This is a genomic window from Iodobacter violaceini, assembly GCF_011601265.1.
Taxonomy (GTDB): Bacteria; Pseudomonadota; Gammaproteobacteria; order Burkholderiales; family Chitinibacteraceae; genus Iodobacter; species Iodobacter violaceini.
The window spans coordinates 165,620-181,260 of the sequence record NZ_JAAOLX010000002.1 but is presented as its reverse complement, the minus strand read 5'-3'; the positions used below and the strand labels follow the sequence as shown (position 1 = coordinate 181,260).

15 protein-coding genes are annotated in these 15,641 nt (G+C 49.8%); 14 read left to right on the top strand and 1 reads right to left on the bottom strand.

All coding sequences use genetic code 11. The features are described 5' to 3' along the window. The first annotated feature begins 105 nt into the window (after window positions 1-105). The 14 genes from ispC (at window position 106) to HA050_RS04315 (ending at window position 14,545) form a co-directional block, all read left to right on the top strand. Complete coding sequence (gene ispC, locus HA050_RS04380; protein ID WP_166822578.1) at window positions 106-1,320, top strand: 1-deoxy-D-xylulose-5-phosphate reductoisomerase; 1,215 nt, start codon at window positions 106-108, stop codon at window positions 1,318-1,320. Next, the gene (gene rseP / locus HA050_RS04375; protein ID WP_166822575.1) at window positions 1,314-2,663 is read left to right on the top strand and encodes an RIP metalloprotease RseP; all 1,350 of its coding nucleotides are present in this window, start codon (window positions 1,314-1,316) and stop codon (window positions 2,661-2,663) included. Before ispC ends, rseP begins: the two co-directional genes overlap by 7 nt. Before the next feature lie 149 nt (window positions 2,664-2,812). Further along, window positions 2,813-5,080 carry an outer membrane protein assembly factor BamA gene (bamA, locus tag HA050_RS04370; protein ID WP_240928978.1) on the top strand — a complete coding sequence of 756 codons (2,268 nt, stop codon included), beginning with the start codon at window positions 2,813-2,815 and terminating at the stop codon, window positions 5,078-5,080. A gap of 19 nt (window positions 5,081-5,099) precedes the next feature. After that, window positions 5,100-5,594 (top strand): OmpH/Skp family outer membrane protein, encoded by a 495-nt coding sequence (locus tag HA050_RS04365; RefSeq protein ID WP_099396114.1) that lies wholly within the window; start codon window positions 5,100-5,102, stop codon window positions 5,592-5,594. A 4-nt stretch (window positions 5,595-5,598) separates the two neighbouring features. Then, window positions 5,599-6,636 (top strand): UDP-3-O-(3-hydroxymyristoyl)glucosamine N-acyltransferase, encoded by a 1,038-nt coding sequence (gene lpxD, locus HA050_RS04360; RefSeq protein WP_166822569.1) that lies wholly within the window; start codon window positions 5,599-5,601, stop codon window positions 6,634-6,636. An 80-nt stretch (window positions 6,637-6,716) separates the two neighbouring features. Beyond that, window positions 6,717-7,169, top strand: coding sequence for a 3-hydroxyacyl-ACP dehydratase FabZ (gene fabZ, locus HA050_RS04355; protein ID WP_205836288.1), 453 nt, complete (start codon window positions 6,717-6,719; stop codon window positions 7,167-7,169). A gap of 17 nt (window positions 7,170-7,186) precedes the next feature. Beyond that, window positions 7,187-7,963: an acyl-ACP--UDP-N-acetylglucosamine O-acyltransferase gene (lpxA, locus tag HA050_RS04350; RefSeq protein ID WP_166822566.1), complete on the top strand. Its 777-nt coding sequence runs from the start codon at window positions 7,187-7,189 to the stop codon at window positions 7,961-7,963. A gap of 1 nt (window position 7,964) precedes the next feature. Beyond that, a complete protein-coding gene (gene lpxB, locus HA050_RS04345) occupies window positions 7,965-9,137 on the top strand; it encodes a lipid-A-disaccharide synthase (protein WP_166822563.1) in 1,173 nt (390 codons plus the stop codon). Continuing rightward, window positions 9,134-9,715 carry a ribonuclease HII gene (gene rnhB / locus HA050_RS04340; protein WP_166822560.1) on the top strand — a complete coding sequence of 194 codons (582 nt, stop codon included), beginning with the start codon at window positions 9,134-9,136 and terminating at the stop codon, window positions 9,713-9,715. The genes lpxB and rnhB overlap by 4 nt, the downstream gene beginning before the upstream one ends. Window positions 9,716-9,838: 123 nt before the next feature. Further along, entirely contained in the window at window positions 9,839-10,699 is an 861-nt protein-coding gene (gene motA / locus HA050_RS04335) for a flagellar motor stator protein MotA (RefSeq protein WP_115227483.1), read from the top strand. A 28-nt stretch (window positions 10,700-10,727) separates the two neighbouring features. Further along, on the top strand, window positions 10,728-11,621 hold the full coding sequence (gene motB, locus HA050_RS04330; protein WP_166822557.1) for a flagellar motor protein MotB: 894 nt from the start codon (window positions 10,728-10,730) through the stop codon (window positions 11,619-11,621). Beyond that, a complete protein-coding gene (locus tag HA050_RS04325) occupies window positions 11,618-12,337 on the top strand; it encodes a class I SAM-dependent methyltransferase (RefSeq protein WP_166822554.1) in 720 nt (239 codons plus the stop codon). The genes motB and HA050_RS04325 overlap by 4 nt, the downstream gene beginning before the upstream one ends. Then, window positions 12,325-13,749: an HDOD domain-containing protein gene (locus HA050_RS04320; protein ID WP_166822551.1), complete on the top strand. Its 1,425-nt coding sequence runs from the start codon at window positions 12,325-12,327 to the stop codon at window positions 13,747-13,749. The genes HA050_RS04325 and HA050_RS04320 overlap by 13 nt, the downstream gene beginning before the upstream one ends. 16 nt (window positions 13,750-13,765) lie before the next feature. After that, window positions 13,766-14,545 carry a TrmH family RNA methyltransferase gene (locus HA050_RS04315; RefSeq protein WP_166822548.1) on the top strand — a complete coding sequence of 260 codons (780 nt, stop codon included), beginning with the start codon at window positions 13,766-13,768 and terminating at the stop codon, window positions 14,543-14,545. A gap of 14 nt (window positions 14,546-14,559) precedes the next feature. On the opposite strand, the gene HA050_RS04310 is transcribed toward HA050_RS04315, so the two are convergent. Continuing rightward, window positions 14,560-15,558 (bottom strand): carbonic anhydrase, encoded by a 999-nt coding sequence (locus HA050_RS04310; protein WP_166822545.1) that lies wholly within the window; start codon window positions 15,556-15,558, stop codon window positions 14,560-14,562. Window positions 15,559-15,641 lie beyond the last annotated feature (83 nt).

The following is a 15,641-nucleotide window of genomic DNA, read 5'->3' as shown; positions in this document are numbered from 1 at the left end:
TACAGCAGATGTTTTTTCCAAAGAAAAAACGTATTGGTTTTATTGCTGTTTTAATATATGGCACAGGTCTTTTTCGGGCAGATTAAAGCGCAAGGCCATATCATCATGTCCTCTATGCAAAAAATCACCATTTTGGGTTCAACTGGCAGTATTGGCGTCAATACACTTGATGTGATTGCCCGATATCCAGAGCGCTATCAAGTGTTTGCACTCACAGGGGCCAGTCAGCTGGAAAAACTGGCTCAGCAATGCGTGCAGTTTAAGCCTCGTTTTGCTGTTGTTTTGGATGCTGTTTCGGCTCAGACATTAGCCGCGCTATTAAAAGAGCAAGGCTCTGCTACTGAAGTGCTGTGGGGCGTGTCTGCATTGAGCGATGTTGCAACGGCAGCAGACGTCGATGCCGTGATGGCGGCGATTGTAGGGGCCGCAGGAATGCAGCCCACGCTGGATGCCGCGCGTGCGGGCAAACGCATTTTGCTGGCAAATAAAGAAACGCTGGTGCTGGCCGGTTCTTTATTTATGGATGCGGTGCGCGAATCCGGTGCTGCGCTGTTGCCGATTGATAGCGAACATAACGCTATTTTTCAGGTACTGCCTGGCGCTTATCGTGAAAATCCTTATGCGGCTTGCTTGCAGGATGCAGGGGTAAAGCGCATTTTGCTGACGGCATCGGGCGGACCATTTCGCACCATGGCGCATGAAGCATTGCATCATGTTTCGCCAGAGCAGGCCTGTAAGCATCCTAACTGGTCTATGGGCCGCAAGATTTCAGTGGATTCGGCCTCATTAATGAATAAGGGGCTGGAAGTCATTGAGGCGCGCTGGTTATTCAATGCGCCGGAAAAAAACGATATTTCGGTGGTCGTGCATCCGCAAAGCGTTGTGCATTCAATGGTGGAGTATATGGATGGCTCAGTGCTGGCTCAGCTGGGCAATCCTGATATGCGCACCCCCATTGCCTACGGCATGGCTTACCCGGAGCGAATTGATGCGGGCGTGAAGTCGCTCGATTTCTTTAGCGTGGGCCGTCTGGATTTTGAAGCGCCGGATTTACAGCGCTTTCCTTGCTTGCAACTGGCTTTTGATGCCCTTGCTGCTGGCAGCGCCGCCCCCGCCATTTTAAATGCGGCCAATGAAGTGGCCGTTGAAGGCTTTTTAAATAAGGCTTTACGCTTTACAGACATTCCCCGGCTTATCGAAGCGGTGTTGGGGCAGTGTACGCATCGGGCATCGGCTGAATCATTAGAAGCCTTGCTTAGTGCGGATGAGATGGCGCGTACTGTTGCGCGTCAGTGGTTGCAGAGTCACCCCTTATGCTGACGTCACTGCTGGCGTTTATTGTTGCCATCGGCCTGCTTGTTTCGATCCACGAGTACGGGCATTACTACGTGGCAAAGCGCTGCGGGGTAAAGGTGCTGGTTTTCTCCATTGGTTTTGGTAAACCGCTCTGGCAGTGGCGCAAGGGGGAAACCCTCTGGCAAATTGGTGCGATTCCGCTTGGCGGTTATGTCAGCATGCTTGATGAACGGGAAGGTGAGCCAATTGCTGCTGCTGATTTGCCGCGTGCTTTTAATCGTCGTCCCCCTCTGGCCAAAATGGCCATTGTTGCAGCGGGGCCGCTGGCTAATTTTTTACTCGCAATTTTGCTGTACTGGGGCTTGTCACTTGCTGGGGTTGAGTCGCTGAGGCCGGTTGTTTCATTTATCAGCGCAGGTTCTGCGGCAGAAAAAGCGGGGCTTCTTCAGGGCGATGAAGTGCTTTCTGTGTCAGGCATGCCGGTTTCCAGCTGGGATGAGCTGCAGTTTGGCCTGCTGGAGCAGAGTGGTGGCGCGGTAACAGTACCCTTGCAGCTTCGGTCAAATGCTGGTTCAGAGCGCTCTGTGATGCTGGATCTCAGTCATCTCACCCGGGATGAAATCGATCAGCAGCTTCTTTCCCGTCTTGGGATGTCTCCTGTGCCCCTCAGCTTACGTATTGCTCAGCTTGCACCCCAAAGTGCTGCGGCAAAGGCTGGTATCAAAGCGGGCGATCAGCTGGTGACGATCAATGGCTCCCCATTGCATGGCTGGCGTGACGTGCAGGCTGCTGTAGCGTCTTCTGCAGCTCAGCCACTCCTTATAAGCTGGAAGCACAATGGGCAAGTCATTGAACGCACAGTTATTCCTGACGCCGTTGTAGAAAACGGGCAGAAAACAGGCAAGTTAGGTCTTGCTCCTGAAGTGGATGCAACTACCTGGCAGCAGCAGCGGTTTACCCGGGATTTTGGCCCGGTTGAGGGCTTGCAATATGCACTGAATAAAACCTGGCAGGGCAGCCGGCTGACTCTGGTGATGTTTTGGAAAATGCTCACAGGGCAGGTGTCCGTGAAGCAGGTTAGCGGCCCGATTACGATTGCAACATTCGCAGGGGAAAGTGCCCGCATGGGCTTAAATGCTTTTCTTGAGTATCTTTGTGTAATTAGTATTAGTTTGGGGGTTTTAAACCTGCTACCCTTGCCGGTGCTGGATGGCGGGCATTTGATGTATCATACGGTAGAATTTTTGACTGGGCGGCGTCTGCCGCTTGAGGCTGAAGCATTTGGTCAGCGCATTGGTATTGTGTTGTTGTTGGGCTTGATGTCTCTTGCGCTTTACAACGACATCCATCGGCTTTTTCCTGGTTAAACCACTTTGCTTGTTTAGCCGCATATTTCAAGGCCAGGGTTTACAGCAGTAATTAAGGGTTTTCGGCCGTTTTTTAACGCAGTGTGGGCAGTTTATGCCTGCTAACTCATTAGTGACTCTTCATAATAATGAAATTAAAATCGATAAACTTGTTGTTAGCAGCTGCCCTGAGCAGTGTTGCTTTTCCTACTTGGGCGGTTGAGCCATTTGTGATCCGCGATATTCGTGTTGAGGGGCTGCAACGAACTGACGCTGGAACGATTTTTAATTATTTGCCAGTAAAAGTGGGTGATCGCTTTGATGATGATCGCGCACAAGAGGCGATCAAAGCCTTGTTTGCAACTGGGTTTTTCAATGATGTGCGGGTTGAATCCAATGGGCAGGTCCTGATTGTTACGGTGGATGAGCGTCCTACCATTGCGCAAATCAATGTTAATGGCTCTAAAATGCTGGAAAAGGATCAAATTAAAAGCGCCCTGAAAAGTCAGAGCTTTGCTGAAGGGCGTATTTTTGATCAAAGCGTGCTGGATGCTGCCGTTCAGGAAATCAAACAGCAATATTATTCACGCGGCCGTTATTCCGTTGTGGTGAAATCAGAAGTCACTAAATTAGAGCGCAACCGTGTTGGCGTTCAGTTGGATATTTCTGAAGGTGAAGTGGCACGTATTCAGCAGATTAATATCATTGGAAACAAAGCGTTTTCAGAAGATGATTTGCTTGATATGCTGAGTCAAACTACGGGTGGCTGGCTCACCTGGTACACCAAAGCCGACCAATATTCCAAGCAAAAACTATCTGCCGATCTGGAAAAACTACGCTCCTGGTATATGGATCGTGGTTATATCGAATTTAATGTTGAGTCTACTCAGGTTGCTATTTCTGAAGATCGTGAAGGTATTTTCCTGACCTTGAATATCTCAGAAGGTAAGCAGTTTGAAGTGAGCGACGTCAAATTGCTGGGCGACACAATTATCGACCCTGCTATTTTAAAGAAACTGATTACTTTAAATACGGGCGAAGTGTTTTCGCGTGAAAGCCTGAACCGGTCAACAGCCGCAATTACTGAAGCTTTGGGCGAAGTGGGTTATGCTTTTGCCAATGTAAATGCTGTGCCGGAAATTGATCAGAAAAATAATAAAGTGGCATTTACTCTTTATGTTGATCCGGGCAAAAAAACCTATGTAAGACGGATTAATGTAAGCGGCAATTCCCAAACCCGTGATGTGGTTATTCGCCGTGAATTACGTCAGTTAGAATCAGCGGCCTATGATGGCGCTAAAATTAAACGCTCCAAGCAGCGCCTGGAGCAGCTCGATTACTTCGGTGAAATTGTTGTTGATACGCCTCTGGTACCTGATACAGCCGATCAGGTGGATATGAATGTCACCGTGACTGAAAAGAAATCAGGCAACTTTAATATTGGTGCCGGTTATGGGCAAAGTGAAGGCGTTGTTTTGGTCTTATCTCTTTCTCAGAATAACTTTTTGGGTAGTGGTAAGCAATTTGCGGTTGAAGTGAATTCAAGTTCATCCAACAAAGTATATTCCCTTGGTGTAACCAATCCGTATGCAACACCAGATGGTGTTTCAGTGGGTTGGAATATCTATCGCCGTGATACAGATCCTTCACGCGTAGATTTGGGTCAGTATACGACTTCATCTTATGGCTTTAACTCGAATTTCAGCCTGCCTTTAACAGAAACAAATCGGGTTGGTTTTGGTTTGGGCTATGAAAGTCTGGCTATTCAGGCCGATGCTTCTGCGCCTCAGCACGTATTAGATTTTGTAAGCACCCAAGGCTCCAGAAATAAAACATTCCCTGTTTCTGTAAATTGGGGACGTGATACGCGTAATAGTGGCTCTTACCCTACATCAGGCTGGTTACTTAGCCTGAATGGTGAGGTGACTGCCCCGTTCTCAGACATTGATTATTACAAGCTATCAACCCGCAGCCAGTACTTTATTCCATTTGGTAAAGAAATGAGCCTGATGTGGAATGTGGAAGGGGGGTATGGCCATGCTTATGGCGATAATATTTATCCTTTCTATAAAAACTTCTATGCCGGTGGTGTAGGCTCAATCCGTGGTTTCAGATCCGGATCGGTGGGGCCTGTTGACAGCCGTGGCGATGGTATGGGGGGGGATAAACGACTGATTAATAACTTTGAATTCTTCTTCCCGATTCCAGGTTTGAAAAATGACCGCTCTACACGTTTAAGTGTGTTCGCGGATTCCGGTGCGGTTTGGGGGGCAGGCGATAAGCCAAGCTTTAGCGAACTTCGTTATTCAGCGGGTGTGGCATTTACCTGGGTTTCGCCAGTAGGGCCAATTAAATTAAGCTGGGCAGCGCCATATAATGCTCAGCCAAATGACCGTGTTGAACGCGGACTCCAGTTCCAGTTGGGTCAAGTATTCTGATTTTAAGGAGCCACTATCTATGTTGAAATGGCCACGTGCTGTATTACTGGCAATGGGTGTTGTATTGACTTCCAGTGCATTTGCGGCAGATATGCGGATTGGTTTTGTGGATACCGAGCGAATCTTGCGTGAGGCATCCCCGGCAGTGAGGGCGGCCAAAAAGATAGAGCGTGAATTTGATGCCCGTAAAGCTGATTTGCAAAAGATTTCGGCTCAGGGTAAGGCTTTGCAGCAGTTGCTGGACAGAGGAACACTTGCAGAAACGGATCGCAGAATTAAAGAGCGTGAGCTCGTTAAAATGAATCAGGATTTTCAGCGTATGCAGCGTGAATTCAATGAAGATATGAATGTGCGCCGCAATGAGGAATTATCCGGTTTGCAGGAGCGGGTAAATACCGCTATTGCGCAAATAGCGACCAGCGAAAAATACGATTTAATTTTGCAGGAAGTTGCATGGCGCAGCCCTCGTATTGATATTACAGACAAAGTATTAAAGCTTTTAATGGACAAATAAACGCATGTTGCTTTCTTTCAGATTATCGGGACTTGTTGAATTACTCGGTGGCGAGCGTCATGGCGATGATGTGCTGATTACCGGGGTGTCTTCTTTAGAAAAAGCAGGGGAGGGTGAGCTGGCTTTTTTGGCAAACCCCCGCCTGCGCGCGCAATTGCAAACCAGCCGTGCTGCGGCCTTTATTGTCCGCCCCGCTGAAAGTGCCAGCTTAAAACATCCGCATATCGTAACGCGTGACCCGCAACTGTATTTTGCGCAAGTGGCGCAGCTGCTGCATCCGCGTCCGCTGGCTGTGGCGGGAATTCATCCCCGTGCAGTTGTTGACCCGCTTGCTAAAGTAGCGGCCAGTGCTCAAATTGGTCCTGGCGTTGTGATTGAAGCCGGTGCGGTAGTGGGTGAGCGCACAATCGTGAAAGCCAATGCATATCTTGGTGAGCGTGTTGAAGTGGGTGATGATTGCCTTATTCACCCCAATACCAGCGTACACAGCGGTGCATTTATCGGTGACCGGGTGATTTTACACAGCAATGCGGTGATTGCAGGTGATGGTTTTGGCAATGCATGGGCCACAGATCATTGGGAGAAAATCCCTCAGCTTGGCCGGGTTCTTATTGGCAATGATGTTGAAATTGGTTCTTGCACCACGGTAGACCGGGGCGCTTTAAACGATACCATTATTGGTAACGGCGCGAGGATTGATAACCTGATTCAGGTCGCCCATAACGTGGAAATCGGTGAACATACGGCCATGGCTGCCTGTGTGGGAATAGCCGGCTCTACAAAAATTGGCGCGCGCTGCCAGATTGGTGGCGCGGTGATGATTTCAGGTCACCTGGAAATCTGTGACGGTGTGACAGTCATGGGCGGTACTTTGGTGGCGAAAACGATTCGTGAAGCAGGCGTGTATTCAGGCTCTTATCCAATGCAAACCTATGATGACTGGCGGCATAATGCCGCTCATTTACGTCATCTGGATGAATTGGCAAAACGCATCAGGCAGCTTGAAAAAGAAATTGCTGTATTGACATTGCCTGCAGAATAGAAGGCAACGAAATTCATTTTAATTAACAGGCTTTAAGCAAGAGATCACGGCAGTCAGTCGCCGGTTGGAGAATAAGTGTAATGAGTCAGACCATGGATGTTTTAGAAATTACAAAATGCTTGCCACATCGCTATCCTTTTTTATTAATTGATCGCGTTTTAGAAATTGAGCCTGGCGTTTCAATTAAAGCAATTAAAAATGTCACCATTAATGAGCCTTTCTTCCAGGGCCATTTTCCAACCTATCCGGTCATGCCGGGTGTGTTGATTATGGAAGCGCTTGCCCAGGCTGCCGGCGTATTGTCGTACAAAAGCCTTGAAGTTGCGCCTTCGGAAGATTCTTTATATTTCTTTGCAGGTATTGATAATGCCCGGTTTAAACGCCAGGTTGTGCCGGGTGATCAGCTGACTTTATGCGTGCAGATCACTGCTAATAAGCGTGGCATCTGGAAATACAAAGCACAGGCTTTTGTCGGTACAGAATTAGCTGCCGAAGCTGATTTAATGTGCGCGCAACGCGAAGTTCAACGCTAATTCAGTCAGAGTAAAATATGTCGAAAATTCACGCTTCAGCCATTATTCATGACGGAGCCGAGCTTGCCTCTGACGTAGAGATCGGCCCTTTTTGTGTGATTGGTGAGCATGTCAGTATCGGCGCTGGTACTCGTCTTGAGGCCCATGTGGTCGTAGACGGGCATACGCAAATTGGCAAAAACAACCGTATTTATTCTTTCTCCAGCATAGGCTGTGCGCCTCAGGATAAAAAATATGCGGGGGAACCAACACGCCTTGTGATTGGCGATGGCAATACGATTTTCCAGAATGTTACGATTTCTACCGGCACGGCGCAGGACGATGGCGTCACTATGATAGGGGACGACAACTGGATTATGGCCTATGTGCATATTGCCCATGATTGCAAAATTGGCAGCCATACTATTTTTGCCAATAACACCACCCTCGCGGGCCATGTGCATATTGGTGACTGGGTGATTTTGGGTGGCTTTACCACCGTGCACCAGTTCTGCAAAATTGCCCCGCATGCCATGACCGCGTTTACTGCAGCGGTAGCTCAGGATGTGCCGCCTTTTGTTATGGCCGCGGGTAATCGGGCTGTGCCAAACGGAATTAACAGCGAAGGCTTAAAGCGCCGGGGTTTCAGCAGCGAGCAAATTACCCATATTAAGCGCGCATATAAAATGCTTTACCGTCAGGGCTTACCTTTTGCAGAGGCTAAAGCGGCTATAGAAACACAAGTCACTGATCAGCCGGAACTTCAGGCCTTCCTTGATTTCTTTGCACAATCCACTCGTGGGATTATCCGCTGATATGCAGCGCATATTAAATACTCAAGGCCGCCTGCGTATAGCAGTGGTGGCCGGTGAATCTTCGGGCGATTTATTAGGGAGCCAGCTTATTCTGGCTCTGAAGAAACGCCTGCCACATGCTGATTTTTTCGGTATTGCAGGCCCTAAAATGCAGGCCGCAGGCTGCACCTCTGTTGTGCCTATGGAAAAACTGGCTGTGCGTGGTTATCTGGAAGTGATTCGTCATTTGCCCGAATTACTGCGTATCCGCCGCCAGTTAAAACGGCAATTGCTGGCAGATAAGCCGGATTTATTTATTGGTATTGATGCCCCTGATTTTAATTTCGGATTAGAAAAAACACTTAAACAGGCGGGTGTGCCAACCATTCATTATGTTGGTCCTTCTGTTTGGGCGTGGCGCTCGGAGCGGCTTAAAAAAATTGGCCAGTGCGTGTCGCATATGCTGTTGCTGTTTCCTTTCGAAGAAAAAATATATCGGGATGCAAATATTCCTGCCAGTTATGTTGGCCACCCTTTAGCTGAGATTTTTCCTGAAGTGCCAGATCAGCTGGCTGTGCGTGAAGTGCTGGAAATCCCGCCGCAAAAAGCTGTGTTTACCTTACTGCCTGGCAGCCGCCAAAGCGAAGTTGAAATGCTGGCGGCTTTGTTTGTTGAAACCGCCAGAAAGCTGCTGGACCGATATCCCAATGCCTTATTTCTGGTGCCGTTTGTGACGCGTGAAACGCGCTTGTTGTTTGAGCAGGAAATCTGGAAGCAGGGCGCTCAGGAGCTGCCGTTTCGTCTGATGTTTGGTCATGCACACGAAGCGATGCAGGCTGCTGATGTGATTCTGCTGGCGTCAGGTACGGCAACCTTAGAAGCAATGATGTCGCGCCAGCCCATGGTGGTGACTTACCGCTTGTCTTCGCTGACTTACCGTATGGTTAAAAGAAAGCTCAGGCTGCCTTATGTCAGCCTGCCCAATGTGCTGGCGGGCAAGTTTGTAGTGCCTGAGCTTTTGCAGGACGATGCAACATCGGATAATTTGCTTCAGGCCATCAGTAATTTATACGATGACAAACGTCTTGCCACGGCTCTGAGTCACCGCTTTGCAGATCTGCACCTTAGCCTGCGCTGCGGTGCAGCAGAGCGCGCAGCAGATGCGGTTTGCTCGGTGCTAGGGGTAAAGGCGTGAGTTTAATTTGTGGTGTTGACGAGGCGGGCAGAGGCCCATTGGCCGGAGCAGTGTTTGCCGCTGCGGTTATTTTGCCTGCCCGCTATGATTTACCTGGCTTAAATGATTCAAAAAAATTAACGGCCCGCCGCCGTGATGTTTTATTTGATTTAATTAAATCCTGCGCAGTGTCCTGGTCGGTGGCCTCGGCTTCAATTGAGGAAATTGACGAGCTGAATATCCTGCATGCCACGATGCTGGCCATGCAGCGTGCTGTTGCCGGCCTTGATGTGCAGCCCGCCGAAGCATTAATTGATGGTAACCGGATTCCAAAAGGTTTAATCGTTCCTGCCAGGGCGATTGTGGGTGGTGATGCGCTTGAAAGCTGCATTTCTGCGGCCTCCATTCTGGCCAAGGTCAGCCGTGATCGTGAAGTTGACGGTTTTGATGCGCTTTATCCCGGCTATGGTTTTACGCAGCATAAGGGCTATCCGACAGCGCAGCATTTAGAAGCATTAAAGCGGCTTGGCCCTTGCCCTGTACACAGAAAAAGTTTTGGCCCTGTCATAAGAGTAAATGCGCAGGCGTCTCTCTGGTAATACATCTCAAAGCGCAATTCATTTCGCTTTAATTCTCCTTGATTGGTTGTCGTGCTGTATTCAATCTTCTAATATGCAGCCTAAGTAAGTTATTTTATTAAGTCATTACAGGGAAGCTGACGCATGTTCGTCATTATTGGCTATGTTTTTATGTGCGTTTGTATTCTGGGCGCTTACGCTGTACACGGCGGGCATTTAGGCACGTTCTGGCAGCCATCCGAACTCGTTATTATTTTCGGTGGTGCAATTGGCGGGATGATCGCTGCCCAAGGCGCGAAAGGGATGAAGCAAACGGTCGCGGCTCTTCCTCTTATGTTTAAAAGCACCCCCTATAACAAACCTTTTTTCATGGATTTATTTGCCATGATGTTTGAAATTCTTTCCAAAGTACGGAAAGAAGGTTTGATGTCGATTGAAACAGATATTGAAGACCCGCATTCCAGCCCTATTATTTCCAAATATGCCTCCGTTGCTCATGATCATCATTTAACTGAATTCCTTTGTGATTATCTGCGCCTCATGGTCGGGGGTAATTTAAATTCAATGGAAATTGAAAATCTGATGGATGTGGAATTAGAAGCGCACCATGCAGATGCCCACGTTGCGGTCGATGCAATTACCAAGCTGGCCGATGGCCTGCCTGCTTTTGGTATTGTGGCGGCGGTAATGGGCGTGGTTCACGTTATGGGTTCTTTGCATCTGCCGCCACCTGCACTGGGCGAGCTGATTGGTGCGGCGCTGGTAGGTACTTTTATGGGGATTTGGCTGGCTTATGGTTTTGTGGGGCCATTGGCAACGGTGCTGGAGAAACAGGGCGCAGCAACCAGTATTGCGTTTCAGGCTGTGAAAGTCACTTTGCTGGCCAGCCTGAATGGCTATGCGCCGCAAGTTGCTGTTGAATTTGGCCGCAAAGCATTGAGCGGCAGTGATCGCCCAAGCTTTAAAGAATTAGAAGATCATGTGAAGAGTGCTAAGGGTAAGTAAAACCACATAGTTTTTAAGGTAGCGCAAAATGAGCGATGATTCACAACGCCCCATAGTTGTAAAACGGATTAAGAAAGGCGGCCACGGGCATCACGGAGGGGCATGGAAAATTGCCTATGCCGACTTCGTTACCGCGATGATGGCTTTCTTCTTGCTGATGTGGTTGCTGGGGTCGGTATCAAAAGGGACCATGAAAGGGATTACCAGCTATTTTGCTAATCCGCTTAAAGTATCTATGTCCGGCGGGGATGGCGCAGGGGATGCCACATCCTTAATTAAGGGCGGCGGGAATGATTTAACCAAGCAGGCGGGCCAGGTTAAAAATGGCGATGTTGTTTCGGTTGCTGCCAAAGATAAAAAACGTCTTTCGGAGCTGAAGCAAAAATTTGAAGCTTTGATGGATAATAAAATCAAAGAAAATTCCAAATTAGCGCAATTTAAAAACCAGCTTAAATTAGATATGGTGGCAGAAGGCTTAAGAATTCAGATTGTGGATGAGCAAAATCGCCCCATGTTTAAATCGGGCAGCTCAGATCTTGAATCTTTCAGCCGGGATATGCTGCGTGAAATCGCTGAATTTTTAAATGAAGTCCCTAATGCGGTTTCTTTATCCGGCCATACCGATTCATCCCGTTTTGCGGGTGGCGATGAGGGCTACAGCAATTGGGAGCTGTCGGCTGATCGTGCTAATGCATCCCGCCGCGAACTGGTTGCGGGTGGCTTATCCGATAAAAAAATATTACGTGTTAACGGCTTTGGTGATGTTATTCCCCTGGATACAGGCAATATTTATAACCCGGTAAACCGCCGGATCAGCATCGTGGTATTGAATCATGAGGCCGAAGACAATATTCGCCAGCAGGCGGGGAAAAGCCAGGATGAAGCGCCGCCCCCAGCGGCTGTAAAAAAGACGGATAAATGACGCAAGCCCTGCGCTTTGTGCTTATTCAGTTTTGTGCCATGGCTGTTGCGGCGCTTGTTGCGGGCCTGATGGCATGGCCGGCAATCATCTGGGCCTTGCTTACAGCAGGCCTTTCTTTTTCAGCTGCTTTACGCTGGCATGATGGCACGTGGTGGCGATACATCCACTTGGTTTTTCCATTTGCTGTTTCGCTGGCGCTCCTGATTCCTGTTGATCCCCGCTGGTATCTGGTGGCGCTGCTGGTTAGCTGGATGGTGTTTGGTGGCGTCTTACGCAACAGAGTGCCTTTGTATTTAAGTAACACTCAGGCTTTGGAACAGCTGGCAAAGCAAGTGCCTGCAGGGGCGCGTTTACTGGATTTGGGTGCAGGCACTGGCACGGTACTGGCTTGGTTTGTCCGCCACCGGCCGGATGTGCAAGCTGATGGTATCGAGTTTTCCTGGCTTCCCTGGTTGTTTGGCCGCTTACGCTTAGCCCGGAGCAATGCAGGCTGGCATCACGGTGATGCATTCGCCGCTGATCTGACTGATTATGATGTGGTTTACGCTTATTTATCACCCGAGCCAATGAGCTTGCTCTGGGAAAAAGCGCAAAAAGAAATGCGCCCCGGCAGCTTATTAATTAGTAATAGCTTTGATATTCCCAATGCGCCTCCTGCCCGCATCTGTGATATTGGAGACTGGAAAGGCAGCAGACTTTTAGTATGGACAATCTAGCTCACCCCGCCGCCACGAGTAATGTTGCCTGGCTTGCCTACTGGGCACGCCGTGGCCTGCCTGTTTTACAATCCAGTCGTGAGCAGTTGCTTTTGGCTTTGCGCCGTGCTGATCGCGTCAGCCCCTCTGATTTAGCCGATATTGTTTTAAAAGACCCGCTGCTGACGGCTCAGGCGCTGCGTTATATTAATCAGCGGCAAAAAAGCAGTCTGGCTGCCGATATTACAACCATCAATGGCATTGTGATGCTGATGGGGGTTGCTCCTTTTATTGAGCATTTTACCCGTCTGCCTGTTTTGGAAGACGTTTTGCAAGGGCACCCCAGAACGATTGCCCGTATTCATAAATGTATTGCCGATACGCGCTTTACCGCCAAGATGGCAAGGGAGTTTGCGGGGGAGCGCTATGATGCGCATCTGGACGAGATTTTTATTTCTGCCTTACTCAGCCGGATGCCCGAGGTGCTGGAGCTGCTGGCGCATGAAAGTGACCCCACCGCGCCTCATGGCAGAGATCATGCTCATGCCTTACTGGCAGCTTGGTCTTTGCCGCAGTCATTAAGCGCATTATTGTCTCAGGAAACAGAAAATATGCTGCCAAGGCAATCCTTGCAGCACGCCACCTTACAGCTGGCTCATTTGCTGGATCGTGGCTGGTGGCAGCCTGGTGTGGCTGAGGCATTGCACGCCATGGCTGAAATCTTAAATACCTCCGTGGATGATGTCTGGCAGCGAACCAACCGTTTAATGCTGCAATACGCACGTAACGAGCCTCAGAAGCAAGGCTGGCCTGCCGCACGCTGGTTGCCTATGTTGCCGGGTGAATGGCCCGTGCCACCTGCTCCTGCTCCTGCTCCTGCTCCTGCACAGGCCGCCCCTGTGCCTGCTCCTGCTCTGATCACAAAAGACATTCTGGCTGAAAGAATGCAGGCGCTGCATCTGGCCGGCACACAGGGTGCGCCGGCTAATCAGATTATGACTCTGGCGGTACGCGCACTGGCAGAAGGGCTGGGTATGCGGCGTATTCTTTTTGCCCTGCTGGTTGCGGGTGAAAATGCGGTTAAAGCGCGCTTTGCCCATGGAATAGAGCCGTCTGATCCGGCCCGTCAACTGCATATTAAGCTGGATGAGCCCCACTTGCTGACGCGGCTGATGCTCAAGCAGCAAAGCATTTGGTTAAATTCAGGCAATGCCGAAAGCCTGGAGCCCATGCTGCCTGCGGGATTTCGTGATCAGGTGGGTAAAGAAGAATTTTGTGCCATGTCTATTTTTGTTGGGGACAAGGCTGTCGGTATTATCTATGCCGACCGGCAGGGGGGGGATCTCCTTGCCGATACGCATTATCAGCACTTTAAGCAGATAGGCTTACTGACCAGCCGTGCTTTATCTCATCATCCCGCTCAGCATCGCTGATTGTTTTAGGTTCTTTATGCTTGTTATTTCTTCCCGTCAGAATCCGTTTTTTAAATCCTTATTAAAGCTTTCAGGCAGCCGCCGTGAACGGCGCAAAGCCGGACAAACCCTGCTCGATGGCACGCATCTGCTGCTGGCGCTGGCGGATGCCGGTGGTGCTCCGGAGAAAATTGTTTTAACACCGGCTGCGCTTGAAAACACGGAAGTGCTGGCCCTTTTACAGCGTTTTACTGCAGCTCAAATCATCCTGGACGAAGCTTTGTTTGCCGAGCTCAGCGATTTACCCAGCACCACGGGCATTATGGGGCTCTACACCATTCCGACTGCCGCGCCAGCGCGTGAGCGTGGTTTTTGCCTGTTGCTGGATGGCGTGCAGGACCCCGGTAATGTGGGCACGATTTTGCGCTCAGCCGCGGCGTTTGGTGTGGATCAGGTATTGCTCGCAGATGAGTGTGCGGATGTCTGGTCGCCCAAGGTATTGCGGGCAGGGATGGGAGCTCATTTTGTCCTGGATATGCTGGAGCATATCAATTTGCCTGCCTTTGCCAGCCAGTTCTCCGGTGCAGTCGCTGTTACGGTACTTGAGCAGGCGGTGCCGCCCTATGCGGCCAATTTAGCGCACGATCTGGCTTTAGTACTGGGTTCTGAAGGATCAGGCGTTTCGCAGGCGATGCAGGATTTAGCCAGCTTGCGGCTGACTATTCCTATGCAAGGGCAGGTTGAGTCTTTAAACGTGGCCGCTGCTGCCGCGATTCTTTGTTACGAGCGGCAAAGGCAAGTCAGCGCCCTTAGTTAGCAGATATGATTTTGCTACATTCCTTCCATTACATTTCTTGCATTGATTGATTGGACAGGCCGGGCATTCATGGGGAATATCTTACGAAAACGTGCAATTTGCCGGGCTGAAATACTTAGGGGGTTTTTCATTACCAGCCAGCGCACACCTTCAGAACAAGGGGGGGTGGTGAGTGACCCCATAAATGTATAAAAAGACTGGTCCAGCGGAAGCAAGGCCGCGGGGCTGTAGGTCAGCTTATCAAAGGTTCTCGATTCATTGTGTTCGTCAGGCATTTTGTCCCAGAGCGCTTCTATCAGCGGATTATCCTGCGCGCCTTGCTGAATCAGCGCGGCCACTACCGCAAGTTTACCTTCTTCACTTTTATGGACTAAATGCGCCACCATCGGGTAGCGAATGCCGCCGATGGCTTCTTCGCTTGGGGTATGAAAGTGAAACTGCAAAAGCTGGTACTTGCTGCCTAAGGCCTCAATATAGCTGCCAGGGTCGATATTAAGCTGAATAGTGTGCCCGTTATTGACCACAATAATTCGGGTCATGCCGTAACTGAATTTGATTTTCTCCATTTCCTGCGCATAACTGGTTGTGATATTGATGGGAGATTGTTCTTTTCCTTCAGCGCAAAGCGCAAATGAGGGGCTCATGCTGCCCCAGCGGTTGGGGCCGGTACTTCCTTCTTCGTAGCCCCAGTGTCCTCCTGCGTGAGGTGCGCCATGCCCGTCGCCGTGTGCTGCAGCCGGAGCGTGAGCGGAGGGTGCTTTGTGTTTTTTTGCTGCAGCATGAGAATTATTGCTGCGGTGGCCCGGCCCTGGGCTTGGGATGCCGTATTTGCCAACCGGGGCGGAATGAGGTACTGGGATTGTTTCAGGAGGCGCATCATGACTGGCTGGTGCAGTTTCTGCGGCAGGTTTTTCGGTTTTATGGGCAGGCTCCGGGGCGGCTGCTTTATGGCCGGGTTCGGCTGCAAAAGTAAAAGCAACAGTCAGGCACATCATCAGTGCGGAGTAGCGCATAGTATGTATTCCGTTTAGGTAAGTTCTGTGTGTCTTTTTGAAAGCTTAGCTGTGATCAGCAAAAAGACAACGTTGCCGCGTTA